Source organism: Pseudomonas sp. LB3P81, from assembly GCF_054897965.1.
Genome location: NZ_JBUBVG010000001.1, coordinates 468,082 through 486,132, shown reverse-complemented (window position 1 = coordinate 486,132; position 18,051 = coordinate 468,082). Strand labels below are relative to the sequence as shown.

Below are 18,051 nucleotides of genomic sequence, written 5' to 3'. Positions count from 1 at the left end.
ATGGGAAAGACGACAGTGGGTATTTTCAGCAGGGTCAGCCCACGAATAGCCGTACGGGGGCCGGGATCGTGCCTCGGCAGCAAATCCAGCCATCCGTTCTGCCGAGGCCCAGGTAGCGGTAACTGCCGCGCAGCTCTACCGTCTATTCGAGATCCTCGTCCTCCCCTTCTCTCCATTCCACCGGGTCGGTTTTGAGGTAGCTGCTGACGGCGGCGCCTATCGTGGCGAAGAACGCCGCTTCGCCAAACCGCGCGAACAGGCCGAATCGCTTCAACTTGTCCTTGACCGGGTCTTTCATCTCGGCCAGGCACAGCTTGATGCCAGCCGTGTGCAATGTTTCATCCAGCTCGGCGAGCATGTCGGCGGAAGTAACGTCCACGCTGGTGACCGGTTCCGCCGCCACGACCAGCCAGCGCACCGGCGTGGGTGATGTCGCCACGGCGTCCAGTACTCGGTCATGAAAAAGTTCTGCGTTAGCAAAGAACAGTGGCGCATCCCAGCGAAACAGGACCAGGCCGGGGATAAGGCGCGCCTGCGGATAACGATTGATATCGTGATAACCCCGGACGCCTTTGGCACGACCCAGCACCGTCGAGTACGGACGCCAGCCATCCCAGAGGAACTCGATGACGGCAATGACGATGGCCAGGCCAATGCCCTCGATCGCGCCGAATACGGCCACCCCGACGGTACATACGATCGACAGCCAGAATTCCCAACGCTGAATACGATAGATTCGCCGCAGGTCGGCAACCTCGATCAGTCCAATAGCCGAGGCGATGACCACCGCCGCCAGTGCGCTGGTGGGCAAGTTCTTCAGCAAATCCGGCGCCACCATCAACAGCAAAGCAACCGCGAGTGCACCGACGACGCCGGCCAATTGGGTTTTCGCGCCCGCCGCTTCGGCGACGGGCGTGCGTGACGAACTGCTGCTGATCGGGAAGCCCTGGAACAAACCACCGGCCAGGTTGGCGATGCCGAGTCCTACCATCTCCTGGTTCGGATCGACATGAGTCTGAGTCCGCGCCGCATAAACCCGCGACAGCACGCTGGTGTCGGCGAACGAGACCAGCGCAACGGCGCAACCGCCGATCAGCACCGGGACGATATCGGCGCGGGTGATCCAGGGAATGGCAAACGCTGGCAGGCCTTGAGGAAGTTTGCCGAGGACCGCTACGTTGTGCGCCGCAAGGTCCAGCATGCCAACAGCGATGGTGGCTCCGGCCACGGCGATCAGAATGCCTGGCACGCGCTTGTGATTCTTGAGCGACAAGATCACCGCGAGGGTGACCGCGCCGATCAGGAACGTGGTCCAGTTGGTTTTTCCATCCATCACCGCAGTGGCAATGGCCCACAGGTCTCTCAATGGGCCGTGGGTTTCGATCGAAAAGCCGAAAAACTTGGGCAACTGGCTAATCAACACCGTCAGCGCGATGCCGTTCATGTAGCCATAGCGAATCGGTTTGGACAGCAGCTCGGTGACGAAACCCAGTCGCGCTATCCCGGCCAGGATGCACACCGTTCCCGAGACGATCGCCATCATGCCGGCAAGGGCGATCGCGCGATGCGGGTCGCCGCCGGACAGCGGCAGAATGACGGCGAGAATGACGGCGGCCAACGATGAATCCGGTCCCAGCACCAGGATTCGGCTGGGGCCGAACAACGCATAGGCGAGTAGCGGAACGATGGTCGCGTAAAGGCCATAGATGCCCGGCACCCCCGAGGCTACCGCGTAGGCGATGCCGACAGGCACCAGCATGGTGGTGAGCACCAGTCCGGCGACGATGTCGTGCTGCAACCACGCCAGCTTGTACCGGCGCAATGTGTTGAGCCCCGGTAGCCAGCGGCTCCAGCCGGTCTTGTCGACCGTGTTGCGGCGCGCAATCCGGCCGGGTTCCGGGTCCGGAGGTGACGTATTCGAATGACTCATACGACTTGGCCCTCTGGGGTAATGCGCAGGTGCACTTGAATGAACCGTCAGGATTTTTCCGGGATGTGCCGCAACGGATCGCCGGTTCACGATATCGCTGCATATACATGCTCTTCTCGCGATCAGTGGGCGCGTGCTACAGGCGTTGGGGAGCTATCCGCCGAGCGCGATGATCGCGAAGATCAGCAACGCACCGGTGATTGCCAGCGCAACGGCGCCCTGCCACGGTTTCGCACCGGCGTATCGCGCAAGCATCCAGCCGGCCAGGAACAGCACCACGAGTCCGATGAGGTTGGACAGGCGCACTGCAAGCAGGGTCTGGTCAAGCAGCATGAATGGCACCACGAGCGGAAATGTTGCGAGCACGACCAACAGGAAAACTCCGACCGCGCCCTTGAAATCATCCAGGCCCAGAATCGGCTGCGGCGGCATGGCTGGCGCTTCGATCAGGCGGCGGCGCAGGGCTTCAAGGCCCTCGGGGCCGGCTGCCGCAACAATTCGTGGCGGCAGCGCATCAGCAATCAGCGCCTGTCCGGTGGCCGAATCGGCCCCGCCGGACAACCCGGCAAATAATGTGCGGTTGCGCGTGCGTTCGATCAGGGTTCGCAGCAGATACATCACCGCATCGGCAAGGCCCCACGCCAGGTTGCAGCCGAGCGCGGCGAACATCATCGTGCGCTCGGCCTCCTGGTCGGCGGTCGCCACGCTGATCGTTCCGGTGAAGGTCATGGCCATGAGCAGGCCGAAAATCACCTCGGTGACGCGATCGACCGGATCGAGCACCCGTGCCGACTTTTCTCTTCCATTGTTCTGCATGCGGCCAACCTTTGCAGATTCGACCCGAAGGTCTCTGACAGCCCCACTTGAGTGTAGATTCAAACAGTTTTGCCGCCACAGCGATCGCGAGTTTTCATACGCGCCTGAACACGCCCGTCGTACTTTGGGGTGCGAGCTACAATTGCCCACCTGCACACCAGAGCCGTCACGGAGCTTCCATGTTCGTCAGCCTGTTGGTCATTTTCACCGCCTCACTGGTCGTCATTGCCCTGTTTCATCGCCTGCGCTTGCCGCCGGTACTGGGTTACCTCTGTGTGGGGCTGATCGTGGGACCTACGGCGTTCGACTGGGTGCATGACAATGACGCGTTGCCACTGATTGCCGAAATGGGCGTGGTGTTTTTGCTGTTTTCTCTGGGGCTGGAGTTTTCGCTGTCGAAAATGATTGCGCTACGTCGGGTGGTGTTTGGCCTGGGCAGCCTTCAAGTGCTGGTATCCGGGGGCGTTGGGGGGGCCTTGCTGATGCTGGCAGGTGTACCGACGGCTCCGGCGTTTTTGCTCGGTGGGGGTTTGGCGCTTTCCTCCACGGCCATCGTCAGCAAGGAACTGGGCAGTCTCGGCGAGATTTTCAGCAGCCACGGTCAGAATGCCATCGGCGTGTTGCTGTTTCAGGACGTCGTGGCAGTGTTATTGCTGACCCTGGTCCCAGTGTTTGCCGGCACCAGCGATCAAGCCTGGTACTGGGCGCTTCCCGTCACGCTGGGCAAGACCCTCGTGCTGTTCGTCGGGCTGTCCCTGGCTAGTCGCTGGGTGTTGCCGCGCCTGTTTCATGAGGTGGCGGCGTCGCATTCCGCCGAGCTGTTCGTACTTCTCGCCCTGGTGATCGTGCTGCTGACGGCGGGGTTGACGCATCTGATTGGCCTCTCCCCTGCACTGGGCGCTTTTCTCGCCGGCATGCTGCTGGGGGAAAGCCATTACCGGCATCAGATCGAGGCCGACATTCGCCCTTTTCGCGACATCCTGCTTGGCGTGTTTTTTGTCAGTATCGGCATGTTGATCGACTTGCGCCTGTTTGCCAGCCACGGCCTGTTGATCCTCGGTCTGACTGTGGGACTGTTGCTGATCAAGGGCTGCGTCGTCGCGCTGTTGGTCAAATGGCGAGGCAGCGACGGTGAAACTGCCTGGCGCAGCGGGCTGGCGCTGGCCCAGGGTGGCGAATTCTGCTTTGCATTGATGACGCAGATGCAGCAGAACAATTTGATGCCGGCCGATCTTGGCGGACTGCTGCTCGCAGCGACCTTCTGCTCGATGCTGGTCACGCCGTCGCTGCTGCGCTTGGCTCCGCGCCTCGCCGCACGCTTGCATCGCAAGCCCTACGAAGAAGCGAGGCTTGAGGAAATCACTGCGCTTAACGCGCAAGCGCAGCGTCACGTGGTGATTTGTGGTTACGGCCGCGTGGGCGAATCCATCGGGCGGATCCTGCGAAACGCCCAGCAGTCTTACGTAGCGCTGGACAGCGACCCGGTAAGGGTTCAAGAGGCAGCGGCCGCTGAACAGGCTGTGCACTATGGAGATTCACAGCGCGGTGACCTGCTGGCGGCGGTCGGACTGGAGCGTGCCAGTCTGCTGGTCATCGCCGTCGACAAGACCGCCACCGCCCTGCAGATCCTGCAAGCGGCACGTCGAATCAACCCCAGCGTGCCGATCCTGGTGCGCACCAAGGACGACGATCAGCGGCCCGAGTTGAAAGCAGCCGGTGCCAGCGAAGTGGTACCCGAACTGATGGAGTCCAGCCTGGTGCTCGCCTCGCATGCGCTAATTCTGTTGGGTTTTCCCGGACAGCAGGTGCAGGACCGGGTCGATCAGATCCGACGTGACCGCTATCAACTGCTGCACGGTTTTTATCCGGGTGCGGAAGATGAAGAGTTTCATTGAGAAGCGCACTGCGGGCGCTTTACAAAACGAAAAAACGAACTAATTTCTAACTCAACTCGACAGGTCTGATTGTCGGTTTTCTTGGGGCGAGGCCTCTGAAATTGGCTCTTCGGTCCATTGTTCATATGAGCCCAAGAGCAGTAAGGCTTTAAACAACAATGGAATGTGCCCCTGGCCAACCTCCAAAGGCTGCCCGTGTTCTCCTGATCGAACATTGTCAAATGTTTGCCAAACAAGACGACTTATTCATGGAGCACAAACCACTATGAGCCTCTCCCGAAAACTGTTTATCGGCGCTGCGCTGGCCAGCCTGCTACTCGGCGGTTGCACCTCGAAAGTCACCGAGCGTGAGCAATATTCCGGCTTCCTCTCCAACTACAACAACTTACAGCAGGTCACCACCACCAGCGGCGAAACAGCCATGCGCTGGGTGAGCCCGTCCTGGAATCCGGATGCCTATAACACCGTGGCTTTCAACAAGCTGGAGCTTTACCCGGCGCCACAGCCTAACGAACGGGTCAACCGGCAAACCCTGGACGAATTACAGAGTTACATGACCAGCAAAGCCAAAAGCGTGCTGGGCCTGAAATATCGGCTTGTGTCGAGCGCAAAAGCAGCGCCGGCCGGTTCAAAAACCTTGATCATGCGCGCGGCGATCACCGGGGTGAATGCCGAAAACGAAGGCATGAAATGGTATGAAGTGGTTCCGGTCGCCGCCGTCGTAGGGGGTGTTTCCGCTGTCAGTGGCCACCGTGATCAAGAAACCACCCTGTTCATCGAGGCCGAGTTTATCGACGCCAGCAACAACCAGACCGTGGCCAAAGTGGTGCGCAAAGTCTTTGGCAGTACGCTGTCAAACGACAGCCAGAAGATCACCACCAAGGATTTCAAAGTGGCGATCGACAAGCTGACCCAGGATCTGCAGGTTTTCATCAAATAACGGAAAGCCGAGCATCAGTAGCGCGCCTTTTTGACCGGCCGTGCCGAATGTGAAGACGCTTGAAACGCGTGGCGGTCAATTGATCATCCGGGCGTCTATGCTCCAGTGATATTCCTGGACTGGAAAACACGCATGCATCTGACGCGACCGGGCCAACTGCTCCTGCTGGGTGTGCTCGGCTTGAGTGGCTGCGTGCGTCTGGGGCCGGATTTTCAGTCCCCGAAACAAACGTGGATTGACCGGTGGGGCTCCCCGGCCCTCGAGCAATCCAGCCAACGCAGCCTGAACCCGGACTTGCGTCAATGGTGGCAGGTTTTCGGCGATCCGGTGCTCGATCGCCTGATCGCCGAAGCGGATGCCCGCAATTCCGATCTGAAGATCGCTGGCTTGCGAGTGATGGAAGCCCGTGCCCAATTGGGCATTGCCCAGAGCGGACGTTACCCGCAATTGCAGCAAGCCAGCGTCGACAGTCTGTACTTCAACCGCAGGCAATCTGGCGGAAACAATCCTCAGGACAGCCATTTCTGGCAACACAGCGCCGGGTTCGACGTGGGGTGGGAGCTGGATTTCTGGGGCCGTTTCAGCCGGGCCATTGAGTCGGCCGACGCCAACTATTTCGCCACACAGGCCAACTATGAAGACGTACTTGTTCTACTGCGCGCCCAGGTGGCGGATACCTACTTTTCGTTGCGTACCACCGAGGCGCGTTTGTGGGTGGCAAAGGAGAACGCCAAACAGCAAAAGCGCAACTTCGAGATCACCGAAAAGCTGTTCAACAGCGGCCAGCAAGCCGAACTCGATCTGCAACAAGCCAGAACCCAATACCTGGGCACCCTCAGCACCATCCCAAACTTCGAGGACCAGGTGCTACGCACCCGCAATGCGCTGGCTGTGTTGATCGGTCAACCGCCCGGCGAATTGCCGCAGTTACTTGAGAATCAAGGATTGATCCCGCTGGTGGACCGCGCCGTGCTGCAGGATGTACCGGCCAGTCTGCTGCTGCGCCGGCCCGACGTGCGCGCGGCCGAACTCAATGTCGCAGCCCAGTCGGCGCTGATTGGCGTGGCCGAAACTGATTTCTACCCGTCGCTGACCTTGCTCGGCAGCATCGTCTGGTCGGCCGATACGCTGAACGGCACGTCCAGAAGCCTGGACTTCATAGGCGGCCCCAGTCTGCGCTGGAACCTGTTCGACCATGGCCAGATCAGCAACAACGTGCGTGTCCAGGATGCGCGGTTGCAGCAGTTGATCGAAGCCTACCGCGACAAGGTTCGCCAGGCGGCGCGCGAGGCGGATGACGCTGCCAACGGATTGATCAAATCCCTGGAGCGCGAGCGAATCCTGCGCGAGGCCGAAATCGCCGCCAAACGCTCGCTGGTGCTGGCCAGCGCTCAATATCGTGAAGGTTATTCGGATTTCCAGCGGGTGCTGGATGCGCAACGCGCCTTGCTGGAGCAACAGGACAATTACCTGGTCAGCCGCAGCAATGCCGTGAGCAATGTGATCGCCCTGTACAAAGCCTTGGGCGGTGGCTGGTACAGCGCGCTGCCGAAAATCGATGCGGCCACCCGCCGACAGATGGAGCAGCGCACGGACTGGGGCGATCTGCTGGATGAGCCTAAAAAGGTAAAAGACCATGAGTGAAGCTGCACCGCCCTCCCCCAAAGCGCCCGAGCCACCCGCCGACCCCGCGAAAAAAGGCATCAAATGGGTGTTGCTGGTGATCGTCCTGAGCCTGGCCTGGTACCTGTTGGCTGACCGGTTCACGCCCTATACGCAACAGGCGCGGGTGGGTGCTTTTGTGATTCCGGTGGCCGCGGAAGTCGCCGGCCGGGTCATCCGCGTCAACGTGCGCAACAACCAGGACGTCAAGGCCGGAGACGTTCTGTTCGAGGTGGATCCCCAGCCGTATCAAATCGCAGTCGACCGTGCACGCGCAGACCTCGAATCGACGCGCCGACAAATCGGCGCGAGCACCGCCGGCATTGCTTCGGCGCAAGCCAATTTGCGCGCCGCCCAGGCCAACGAACTCAAGGCACGGCAGGATAACCAGCGCCTTGAGGGGCTGTATCGCGATGACCCCGGAACCATTTCCGTGCGCCTGCTCGAAGTGTCGCGCGCCAGCCGCGAACAAGCCGTCAGCCAGGTCGCCGCCGCCCGTGCCGAAGTCCAGCGTGCGCGTGAGCAGGAAGGCGGCAGCGCGGAAGATAACGCTCTGCTACGCAGCGCCGCCACGGCATTGTCGAAAGCCGAACTGGACCTGGCCAATGCACAGATTCGCGCACGCTCGGCAGGCTTGATCACCGACCTGCGCACCGACGCCGGACAGTTCGCCGCCGTCGGCAGTCCGGTCATGACCCTGATTGCCATTCACGACGTATGGATCAGCGCCGACATGACCGAGAACAATCTTGGCCTGATCAGGCTCGATACGCCGGTGGTGATTGTTCTGGATGCGCTGCCGGGCGAAGTGTTCGACGGGCGCGTACGCAGTGTTGGCTATGGCGTCAGTGTCGGTCAGCCCGCGGCGCCCGGTACGTTGCCCAGTGTGCAGAACAGCCGCGATTGGTTGCGTCCGGCCCAGCGTTTTCCGGTGATCATCGAGTTTTCCGAGGCGTCGATGACGAAGCTGCGTGACAGTCGCGCCATCCGTGCCGGGGGCCAGGCTGAAGTCATGGCCTTTCCCACCCAAGGTAATCCGTTGAACCTGCTCGGCCGTCTGTTTCTTGGCCTGATGAGTTGGCTGGCGTATGCCTATTAAACGCACGCCCAGGGCTCAGCGCGCACTGCGTCTGGCCACGGGCACTGCATTGTGTCTCGCGGCGAGTTTCGGTTTGGGATTGCCTATTCCGTTTATCGCGCCGGTGCTTGCGCTGTTGCTTCTCGCCAGCGTCAACCGCCCGCTGCCGTTCAAGGCAGGACTGGCTCTGGCCGTGGTTGCGATGTTGACCACCGCCGTCGGCCTGTTGTTGATTCCGATCCTGCGTTATTACCCGGTCAGCGGCGTGCTGCTGATCGGCGTAAGTCTGTTCCTGGTTTTTCGCTTTGGGCTGCGCGGCGGCAATAACCTGATCGTCACCTTTCTGGTGATCGGCCTGACCATGATTTCATCGGCCGGTGTCGCCGAGTTCGACCTCGCGGCGATGGTTATTGGTGCTCTGGTCAAAGGATTGCTCCTCGCGGTGATGGTGGTGACGGTGAGTCACTGGCTGTTTCCCGACCCGGCCAACGTGCCGTCGCCACCCGCCGCCTCGCTGTTGCCAGCGGAAGAAGTCAGTCGGGTTGCGCTGCGTGCAACCCTGATTGTGCTGCCGGCGTTTTTGCTGGCACTGATCGATCCGGCAAGCTATCTGCCGATCATTCTGAAGGCAGTCAGCCTGGGTCAGCAGAGTTCCATCACTGCCCGGAACGCCGGTCGCGAACTGGTCGGCTCGACCCTGCTCGGCGGCGCGCTGGCCGTACTGTTCTGGTGTGCCCTCAGTCTGTTTGTGCACCTATGGATGTTTTTTCTGTGGATGTTGCTGTTCGGTCTGATCCTGGCGCGCAAGTTGTACGCCCTGAGCCCGACCCGGTTGAGTCCGGGGTTCTGGCTCAACAGCCTGATCACCATGATTATCCTGCTCGGTCAGTCGGTGCAGGACAGCCTCGCGGGCAAGGACGTCTACACGGCATTTGTCGTGCGCATGGGACTGTTCATCCTGGTGACGTTGTATGCCTGCCTGATGGTTTATCTGCTGGATCAGCGACCGCCAAAACGCGTTCAGGGATTAACCTGATACCCCTTGCCTTGCAGGCAACTGGTGTAGGCCGTCGAACTGGTGGAATCGGCGGTTTTCTGCTGCGCCCGGCGCTCCTGGCGTTGACGCGAGGCACCCACCACCGCACCGGCAGCGGCCGTCTCTTTGGCCCGATTCTGCCGATAATCCTGCTTCACATCGTCATCCACACGGTCATAAAGCTCATCGTGCTGGCGTCCGCGAACCTGAGCACCCGCCGCTCCGGCAGCGGCACCGACTGCCGCACCTTTCAGGCGGCCACCGGATGCCGGCGGCGTCGTTGTACTCTGACTGGCGGCGACGTTGTGGCAGGCGTCGATGTCCAGTTGGGTTTGTTGCGAAGTCTGACCCTTCATCGGCACCACCGTTTCGGCCCATCCCTGGGTGGCGAAAACCGACAGCGCGACACACAGGCCAAGGGAAGACAACCTGTTCATGATGACCTCCGAGCATTTCTCTGCCATCAAGAGTGTAGATCACCCCCACTCGCCTTCTTGCGACTTATGACTGACGGCTACGCTTCAGCGTTTCACTCGGCAGCTCTTTGAACAGCGCGCGATAACTGCTGGAAAACCGCCCCAAATGCCAGAACGACCACTGCATCGCCACTTCGGCCACCGTGGTTTCCATGGGCGAGCGACCGAGCAGTTCGCGGTGGGCACTGTTGAGGCGGCGCAGGCGCAGCCAATGGGTCGGCGTCATGCCGGTGTACGCCTTGAACGCATGCTGCAACTGACGCAGTGAAACCCCGGCAACCTGGGACAGTTCCATCAGGTTCAGGGTTTCTTCCGGGGAATCGGCCGCCCATTCGCCGATGCGCTTCATCACCGCCCGCTCTTCAGCACGGCGCTGCAAACCGCCGCGATCCAGGCAGGCACAGGCGTTGTCGAGGATGTACAGACAGTCTTCCAGCAACTGCTGGGTCAAGGCCTCTTTGCTCGGCGGATCGAGGGTCTGCGCCAACCGGGTCAAGGTCCCGCTCAGCCAACGACTGAACAGCGCGTTCTGCCTCGAATTCAGCGGCGCCATGAACAGCCCTTCGAGCCTGGCGACATTCAGACCGTGTCGCTGAACGAATGCCGGCCCGAACACCACGGCGATTTCCTGATAGTTTTCCGGCGTGATCCAGATGTTGCGGCTTTCTTCATTCAACACGTACAGCGCGTTGTCGCTGCGATCGAAACAGAACGCCAGTGAACCCTCGGGCGCGCTGAAATTCTGCTCGACCCGGGTGTTCATGTGTTCCTCGTAAATCTCTACGCCCTGCAGATCGAGGTAACGCACCCGCCCGGCGAAATGCCCCGGCGACATCTGCTGATAGTGCTGGACCCAGCCCGGTGTGGCGCGGATTTGCTCGGCGACATCGGCGGTGTTAAACGCTTGGACCTGTAATGAATTGCACGCCGTCATGGGTGACCTTACGCACTCGTTTGGTGCGTTTTGGTGCTGCTGAAAGTGGATAGATGGATCGGCAAGGCTCGCCCAAGATAGTCGTCAACGCGTCCCAGGGGAAGTGTGTGGCGGATGAAACCACCCTCCCCGGCGTTAATAAAACCAATAACGAGGTCTTTATGAATGTCCCTTTCGATCAGCTGCTCACGTGGCTGAAAGATCACAAGATTACCGAAGTCGAGTGTGTCGTCAGCGACCTGACCGGCATTGCACGCGGCAAGATTGCACCCACCAACAAGTTCCTGCATGAGCGAGGCATGCGCCTGCCGGAAAGTGTGCTTTTGCAAACGGTAACCGGGGACTTTGTCGACGACGACATCTACTACGACCTGCTCGACCCGGCCGACATCGACATGGTGTGCAAGCCGGTTTCCGACGCGGTTTACGTGATTCCATGGGCCATCGAGCCGACCGCAATCGTGATCCACGACACCTTCGACAAGTTCGGCAACCCGATCGAACTGTCGCCGCGCAACGTGTTGAAAAAAGTCCTGCAGCTGTACACCGACAAAGGCTGGAGGCCGATTGTCGCGCCGGAAATGGAGTTTTACCTGACCCAGCGCTGCGAAGACCCGGACTTGCCGCTCAAGGCGCCGATGGGCCGTTCGGGCCGGGCGGAAAGTGGTCGTCAGTCGTTTTCCATCGACGCCGCCAACGAGTTCGATCCGCTGTTCGAAGACGTCTACGACTGGTGCGAACTGCAGGGCCTGGACCTCGACACGCTGATCCACGAAGACGGCCCGGCGCAAATGGAAATCAACTTCCGCCACGGCGACGCGCTGGACCTGGCCGACCAGATCACCGTCTTCAAACGCACCCTGCGTGAAGCAGCGCTCAAGCACAACGTCGCGGCGACGTTCATGGCCAAGCCGATTGGCGACGAGCCGGGCAGCGCCATGCACATCCACCAGAGTGTGGTGGACATCGCCACCGGCAAGCCGATATTCGCCAATGCCGACGGGCAAATGAGCGAGCTGTTCCTGCACTACATCGGCGGCCTGCAGAAATACATTCCCAAAGTGCTGCCGATGTTCGCACCCAACGTGAACTCGTTCCGTCGTTTCCTGCCTGACACCTCTGCGCCGGTGAACGTCGAGTGGGGCGAAGAAAACCGCACCGTGGGCCTGCGGGTGCCGACCTCCAGCCCTGAGGCAATGCGCGTGGAAAACCGCTTGCCTGGCGCGGATGCCAACCCGTATCTGGCGATCGCCGCCAGCCTGTTGTGTGGCTACCTCGGCATGGTCGAACGCATCGAGCCGAGCGCTGCGGTGCAGGGCCGGGCCTATGAGCGACGCAACCTGCGTTTGCCGATCACCATCGAAGACGCGCTGACGCAGATGGAGGAATGCGAAACCATCGGGCGGTATCTGGGCAGCAAGTTTGTCCGTGGTTATGTGGCGGTCAAGCGTGCCGAGCACGAGAACTTCAAGCGGGTGATCAGCTCCTGGGAGCGGGAGTTTTTGTTGCTCAGCGTCTAACCGCCATTTAACGAAACGGTGAGACAACACCAAACCTGTGGCGAGGGGATTTATCCCCGTTGGGCTGCGAAGCGGCCCCAAAACCTGCGACTGCGGTAAGTCAGGCATACCGCGAGCAATAGTTTTACGACTGCTCCGCAGCCGAACGGGGATAAATCCCCTCGCCACAATTTATCCAAGAAACACCTGATAAATCCAATAACTCCAAAAGGTGTCCATATGCGTCTACTGAAATCCATGGTCCCGGTCGCGCTGGCCATGCTGTTCAGCGCCGTTGCACAGGCCCAGCCCACTGTCAGCGTCTACAACTGGACCGATTACATCGGCGAAACCACCCTCGCCGACTTCCAGGCGAAAACCGCGATCAAAGTGATCTACGACGTCTTCGATTCCAATGAAACCCTTGAGGGGAAATTGCTCGCCGGCCGTACCGGGTATGACGTGGTGGTGCCGTCCAACCACTTCCTCGCTCGCCAGGTAAAGGCCGGTGCGTTCCTCAAACTCGATCGCGCGCAGTTGCCGAACTTCAAGAACCTCGACCCGAAACTGCTGGCACTGCTGGAGAAGAACGATCCGGGCAACGAACACTCCGTGCCGTATCTGTGGGGCACCAACGGCATCGGTTACAACGTCGACAAGGTCAAGCAAGTGCTGGGCATTGATCACATCGATTCCTGGGCAGTGTTGTTCGAACCGGAAAACATCAAGAAACTCAGCCAGTGCGGCGTGTCGATGATGGATTCGGCGGACGAAGTGTTTCCCGCCATCCTCAATTACATGGGCATGGACCCACGCAGCGAGAACCCGGAAGACTTTAAAAAAGCCGAAGCCAAGCTGTTGAGCATCCGGCCTTACATCACTTATTTCCACTCGTCCAAGTACGTGTCGGACCTGGCCAACGGCGACATCTGCGTGGCCTTCGGTTACTCGGGCGACGTGTTCCAGGCCGCCAACCGCGCCAGGGAAGCCAAGAACGGCGTGAACATCGCTTATGCGATCCCCAAGGAAGGCAGCAATTTGTGGTTCGACTTGCTGGCAATTCCCGCCGATGCGAGCAACCCGAAGGAGGCTCATGCCTTCATCAACTACCTGCTGGACCCACAAGTGATCGCCAAGGTCAGCGCCTCGGTCGGTTACGCCAACCCGAACCCCGCCGCCAAGCCATACATGGACGCTGAACTGGTGAACAATCCCGAGGTTTACCCGCCTCAGGAAGTGCTCGACAAACTCTACATCTCGACCACCCCGCCCCAGGCGATCATGCGTCTGATGACCCGTTCCTGGAGCAAAGTGAAGTCCAACAAATGAATCAGTACAGCAACGAACATGCGCGTTCCTATTACGCCGCGTCGGCCAATACGCTGGCGCCCTTCCCCGCGTTGGCCGAAGACCTCGTGGCAGATGTCTGCGTGATCGGCGGCGGATTCACCGGGGTCAACACCGTCATCGAACTCGCGCAGCGCGGGCTCTCGGTGATTCTGCTGGAGGCCCGACGAATCGGCTGGGGCGCCAGCGGGCGCAATGGGGGGCAGTTGATTCGCGGCATCGGTCATGACGTCAGCGGTTTCGCCAGGCATGTCGGTAACGAAGGCGTGCGTTACCTTGAGCGTGCGGGGATCGAATCGGTGGAACTCGTGGGCAATCGCATCCGTGAGCACAACATCGATTGCGACCTGCGCTGGGGCTTCTGTGAACTGGCCAACACCAAGGCGCAGTTCGCGGCGTTCAAGGCTGAGCAGCAAGGCCTTGCCGAGTCGGGTTACGCCCATGAAACGCGATTGGTCAGGCCGGAGCAGATCCGAGAGCAAGTGGTCAACTCGGGTGTGTATGCCGGTGGTCTGGTCGACATGGGCTCGGGGCACTTGCACCCGCTGAATCTGGTGCTGGGCGAAGCGCGACTGGCGCAATCGCTTGGGGTGCAGATCTTCGAACAAAGCCCGGTACTGGAACTGATCCATGGCAGCACGGTGCAGGTTCGTTGTGCCGGCGGCACGGTGCGTGCCGGCAGTCTGGTATTGGCGTGTAATGCGCACCTGGACGAACTTGAACCGAAACTCAGCGGCAAAGTGCTTCCGGCGGGCAGCTACATCGTCGCCACCGAGCCTTTGGCGCCGGAGGTTGCCGCGCAATTGATCCCGCAGAACCTGGCGTTGTGCGACCAGAAAGTCGGCCTGGACTATTACCGGCTCTCGGCGGACCGGCGTTTGCTGTTCGGCGGAGCCTGTCATTATTCCGGGCGCGATCCGGCGGACATCGGTGCTTATATGCGGCCGCACATGCTCAAGGTCTTCCCGCAGTTGGCCGATGTACGCATTGATTTTCAATGGGGCGGCAAGATCGGGATCACAGCGAATCGCTTTCCGCAGGTCGGTCGCTTGCGCCAACAGCCGAACGTGTTTTACGCCCAGGGTTACTCCGGTCATGGGCTGAACGTGACCCACTGGTGCGCAAAACTGCTGGGCGAAGCGATTCATACCGGGCAAAGCCAAGGGTTTGACGTATTCAGCGCCGTGCCGCACATGACCTTCCCCGGCGGCCCGATGCTGCGTTCTCCGCTGTTGGCCCTTGGCATGTTCTGGTATCGGCTGCGTGAAGTGCTCGGCTGACACTAGGTCGCAGACCTCACACAAAACTTGTGGCGAGGGGATTTATCCCCGTTCGGCTGCGAAGCAGTCGCAATCCTTTTTCAAGAGGAATGCCGGGGGCCGCTTCGCGACCCAACGGGGATAAATCCCCTCGCCACAGGTAACCACCTCGCCACAAATGTCTTCTTGATCGTCACACCCCGTCCACTCGCTAAATAGCCTTTCGATTTGCTCATTCGCAAGGCACTTCTATATTGAGGAGGTGCTCTGACTTTCCTGTCTCCTGGCGAGTGCGGCCTATGGCTACGACTGACCAACTGATCATCTGCGAGCACTGTGACTGCGTGTATCAAAAAGTCACGCTCGCCAAACATCAGAAAACCCTGTGTACGCGCTGCGGCGGCGTGCTTCAGCGCTATAACGGCCTGTCGGTGGAGCAGCGGCTGGCGCTGACCTTCACGGCATTGATGCTGTGGATTTTCGCCAATTTCTACCCGGTCATGAGCATCAGCCTCCAAGGCCTGAAAAACAGCGCGACGCTGTGGGATTCCGTGCTGGCCCTGAGTCTGGGCCCGATTACCTTCATCGCCCTGGTGGCGGCCATCGCCATGATCATCGCGCCGATTTTCCAGCTGCTGCTGCTGATCTGGGTCCTGAGTTTCGCCCTCGCCTCCCGTCGCTCGCCGGGTTTCAGAATCTGTATGCGCTGGCTGGAAACCCTGCGGCCCTGGAGCATGCTGGAAGTCTGCCTGCTGGGGGCGATGGTTGCGGTGATCAAGCTCGCCGGGTTGCTCGACGTGCTGCCCGGCATCGGTCTGTTCGCACTGGCCATTCTCAGCCTGATGATGATCCGCATTGCCGGACGCGATGTCCGTGAACTGTGGGATGTTTTATGACCACGCCTCCGGTCGCGAGCGAACTCAACCTGTGCCTTTGCCACAGCTGCGGCATGGCCTGTGACATGACCGGTGAACCCCACGAATGCGAGCGCTGCGGTGCACCGCTGCATCGGCGCAAAACCAACGCACTGACCCGGACCTGGGCCTACCTGCTCACGTCCCTGGTGTTTTACATCCCGGCCAATCTGTTGCCGGTGATGAACACCAAAATGGTCGGCAACGGCGCCGACAGCACGATCATGGGCGGTGTGCTGGATTTCTGGCACCACGGCGCCTGGGACATCGCCTTGATCATTTTTATCGCCAGCATCGCGGTGCCGGGCGTCAAGTTCGTCGCCCTTACGTTGCTCCTGGTAACCGTTCAGCGCGACAGCCAATGGGCGCGCAAGGAGCGCTCTCAAATGTACCGCTTCGTCGAACTCATCGGTTATTGGTCGATGCTCGACGTGATCGTGGTCGCGCTGGTGGCATCGCTGGTGAAATTTCAAGACCTGGCCGATATCGAACCGCGCGCGGGCATTCTGTTCTTTGGTCTGGTGGTGGTGTTCACCATGCTGTCGGCGATGAGTTTCGACCCGCGCCTGATCTGGGACCAACACCATTCGAAAAACGAGGAGGTCATGGATGAAGTCGCAAGCCACTGACGGGCCGCAAGCCCCCGGGCAAGCCCCGATCAAGACCCGTCGCTTCAGCGTATCGCTGGTTTGGATCGTCCCGATTGTTGCGGTGCTGGTGGGTATTTCACTGGTGGTGCACAGCATCCTGCAGGAAGGACCGACCATCACTGTGACCTTCAAGACCGGCAGCGGCCTGACGGCCAACAAGACCGAGGTCAAATACCGCAACGTGGTGATCGGGCATGTGTCCGACGTCGAACTGAGCAACGACCAGAAGAGCGTCAACGCCACGATCAAACTGTCCAAGCAAGCGGAAAGCTTCACCCGTGAAGATTCGCAATTCTGGGTCGTGCGGCCACGTATCGGGGCCGGCGGCGTGTCGGGCATCGATACCCTGCTGTCCGGGGATTACATTGGCGCCGACATCGGCCAGGCCAATGCCCGGGCGAAGAATTTCACCGGGCTGGAAAACCCGCCGCCCATCACCTATGGCGAGCCGGGCAAGCGCTTCACGCTGCACACTCAGGACCTGGGTTCGCTGGACATCGGCTCGCCGGTTTACTACCGCAAGATTCCCGTCGGCCAAGTCGTCGCTTATGCCCTGGATGCCGACGGCAAAGGGGTGAACATCGAAGTCTTCATTCATTCACCCAACGATGCCTACGTCACCGAAAACACCCGATTCTGGAACGCCAGTGGCATCGATGTGAATGTCGGCGCCAACGGCTTTGCAGTGAAGACCGAGTCGCTGTCCTCCATGTTGGTGGGCGGTATCGCCTTCCGTGCCCCGGAATACAGCCCCAACGATAAACCGGCCTCCGAGGAAAAAGCCTTCGAGCTGTTCGAAGACCAACAAATCGCCCTCGCCCCGCCCAACGGCAAGGCGCAATTCCTGAGCTTGCGTTTCGACCAGGCGTTGCGCGGACTCAAGGTCGATGCGCCGGTGGAATTCCTCGGCATCGAGTTCGGCAGAGTGGTGTCGGTCAATCTGGATTTCGATGCAAAAAAACGCACCTTTCCGGTCAATGTCGGCATCGTGATCTACCCGCAACGACTGGGTCAGGCCCACGCCAAAATGCTTGAGGTCTTGAAGCACGACCCCAATGACGAAGCCGCCAGCATTCGTCTGATGGGAACGTTCATTGAAAATGGTCTGCGCGCTCAGGCCCGCAGCGGCAACCTGTTGACCGGTCAGCTGTACATCTCGCTCGACTTCTACCCGAAAGCCGAGAAGGTCGTGTTCGACCCGTCCGCCCGCCCCGTCACTATCCCGACCGTTCCTGGCAGCCTTGAGCAGTTGCAGGAAAAACTCGAAGGCATGGTCAACAAAATCAACGATCTGCCCATCGGACGCATTGCCGGCAACCTCGACAGCAACCTCGTCGAGCTGCGCAAAGGCCTCGCACAATTCAACGCCAAGACCCTGCCCGGCGTGCAAACCACCCTGGCGGATGTCAGCAAGACCCTGCAATCGGCCAGTTCGACCCTCGCCGATGACTCGCCGCAACGCGAGCAGTTGACCCAGACCCTGGACGAACTAGGGCGCATGTCGCGTTCCTTGCGTGAGCTCTCGGATTACCTGGGCCGGCATCCGGAGTCGCTGATTCGCGGTCGCCCCGACAACGCCGAGCCGATTGATTTGAAGGCGCCACCGCGCAACTGA

15 protein-coding genes are annotated in these 18,051 nt (G+C 60.2%); 11 read left to right on the top strand and 4 right to left on the bottom strand.

Going from position 1 to position 18,051, the window contains the following annotated elements; translation table 11 throughout:
- Positions 1-142: 142 nt before the first annotated feature.
- A complete protein-coding gene (locus ACYZTL_RS02275) occupies positions 143-1,930 on the bottom strand; it encodes a SulP family inorganic anion transporter (protein WP_461950399.1) in 1,788 nt (595 codons plus the stop codon).
- 153 nt (positions 1,931-2,083) lie between these two features.
- The gene (locus ACYZTL_RS02270) at positions 2,084-2,746 is read right to left on the bottom strand and encodes a hypothetical protein (RefSeq protein ID WP_461950398.1); all 663 of its coding nucleotides are present in this window, start codon (positions 2,744-2,746) and stop codon (positions 2,084-2,086) included.
- A 179-nt stretch (positions 2,747-2,925) separates the two neighbouring features.
- Here ACYZTL_RS02270 and ACYZTL_RS02265 point away from each other — a divergent pair, with 179 nt between their 5' ends.
- The 5 genes from ACYZTL_RS02265 (at position 2,926) to ACYZTL_RS02245 (ending at position 9,357) form a co-directional block, all read left to right on the top strand.
- Positions 2,926-4,641 (top strand): cation:proton antiporter, encoded by a 1,716-nt coding sequence (locus ACYZTL_RS02265; protein WP_461950397.1) that lies wholly within the window; start codon positions 2,926-2,928, stop codon positions 4,639-4,641.
- Between the two features lie 265 nt (positions 4,642-4,906).
- Positions 4,907-5,581 (top strand): DUF3313 domain-containing protein, encoded by a 675-nt coding sequence (locus tag ACYZTL_RS02260; protein WP_461950396.1) that lies wholly within the window; start codon positions 4,907-4,909, stop codon positions 5,579-5,581.
- Positions 5,582-5,713: 132 nt separating this feature from the next.
- Positions 5,714-7,225 (top strand): efflux transporter outer membrane subunit, encoded by a 1,512-nt coding sequence (locus ACYZTL_RS02255; RefSeq protein WP_461950395.1) that lies wholly within the window; start codon positions 5,714-5,716, stop codon positions 7,223-7,225.
- Positions 7,218-8,342, top strand: a complete 1,125-nt coding sequence (locus tag ACYZTL_RS02250; protein WP_461950394.1) for an HlyD family secretion protein — start codon at positions 7,218-7,220, stop codon at positions 8,340-8,342. Before ACYZTL_RS02255 ends, ACYZTL_RS02250 begins: the two co-directional genes overlap by 8 nt.
- Positions 8,332-9,357, top strand: coding sequence for a DUF2955 domain-containing protein (locus ACYZTL_RS02245; protein ID WP_461950393.1), 1,026 nt, complete (start codon positions 8,332-8,334; stop codon positions 9,355-9,357). The genes ACYZTL_RS02250 and ACYZTL_RS02245 overlap by 11 nt, the downstream gene beginning before the upstream one ends.
- Here the strand turns inward: ACYZTL_RS02245 and ACYZTL_RS02240 are convergent.
- Entirely contained in the window at positions 9,342-9,794 is a 453-nt protein-coding gene (locus tag ACYZTL_RS02240; protein WP_461950392.1) for a hypothetical protein, read from the bottom strand. The two genes, ACYZTL_RS02245 and ACYZTL_RS02240, sit on opposite strands and share 16 nt — an antisense overlap.
- Before the next feature lie 64 nt (positions 9,795-9,858).
- Positions 9,859-10,767, bottom strand: a complete 909-nt coding sequence (locus ACYZTL_RS02235) for a helix-turn-helix domain-containing protein (RefSeq protein WP_461950391.1) — start codon at positions 10,765-10,767, stop codon at positions 9,859-9,861.
- A 161-nt stretch (positions 10,768-10,928) separates the two neighbouring features.
- On the opposite strand from ACYZTL_RS02235, the gene ACYZTL_RS02230 reads away from it, so the two are divergent.
- From ACYZTL_RS02230 to ACYZTL_RS02205, 6 genes are all read left to right on the top strand, one after another.
- Positions 10,929-12,287, top strand: coding sequence for a glutamine synthetase family protein (locus ACYZTL_RS02230; RefSeq protein ID WP_461950390.1), 1,359 nt, complete (start codon positions 10,929-10,931; stop codon positions 12,285-12,287).
- Positions 12,288-12,506: 219 nt separating this feature from the next.
- The gene (locus ACYZTL_RS02225; protein ID WP_461950389.1) at positions 12,507-13,595 is read left to right on the top strand and encodes a polyamine ABC transporter substrate-binding protein; all 1,089 of its coding nucleotides are present in this window, start codon (positions 12,507-12,509) and stop codon (positions 13,593-13,595) included.
- Positions 13,592-14,893, top strand: a complete 1,302-nt coding sequence (locus ACYZTL_RS02220; RefSeq protein WP_461950388.1) for an NAD(P)/FAD-dependent oxidoreductase — start codon at positions 13,592-13,594, stop codon at positions 14,891-14,893. Before ACYZTL_RS02225 ends, ACYZTL_RS02220 begins: the two co-directional genes overlap by 4 nt.
- Positions 14,894-15,171: 278 nt before the next feature.
- On the top strand, positions 15,172-15,768 hold the full coding sequence (locus tag ACYZTL_RS02215) for a paraquat-inducible protein A (RefSeq protein WP_461950387.1): 597 nt from the start codon (positions 15,172-15,174) through the stop codon (positions 15,766-15,768).
- The gene (locus ACYZTL_RS02210; protein WP_461950386.1) at positions 15,765-16,415 is read left to right on the top strand and encodes a paraquat-inducible protein A; all 651 of its coding nucleotides are present in this window, start codon (positions 15,765-15,767) and stop codon (positions 16,413-16,415) included. Before ACYZTL_RS02215 ends, ACYZTL_RS02210 begins: the two co-directional genes overlap by 4 nt.
- Positions 16,396-18,051, top strand: coding sequence for a PqiB family protein (locus tag ACYZTL_RS02205; protein WP_461950385.1), 1,656 nt, complete (start codon positions 16,396-16,398; stop codon positions 18,049-18,051). The genes ACYZTL_RS02210 and ACYZTL_RS02205 overlap by 20 nt, the downstream gene beginning before the upstream one ends.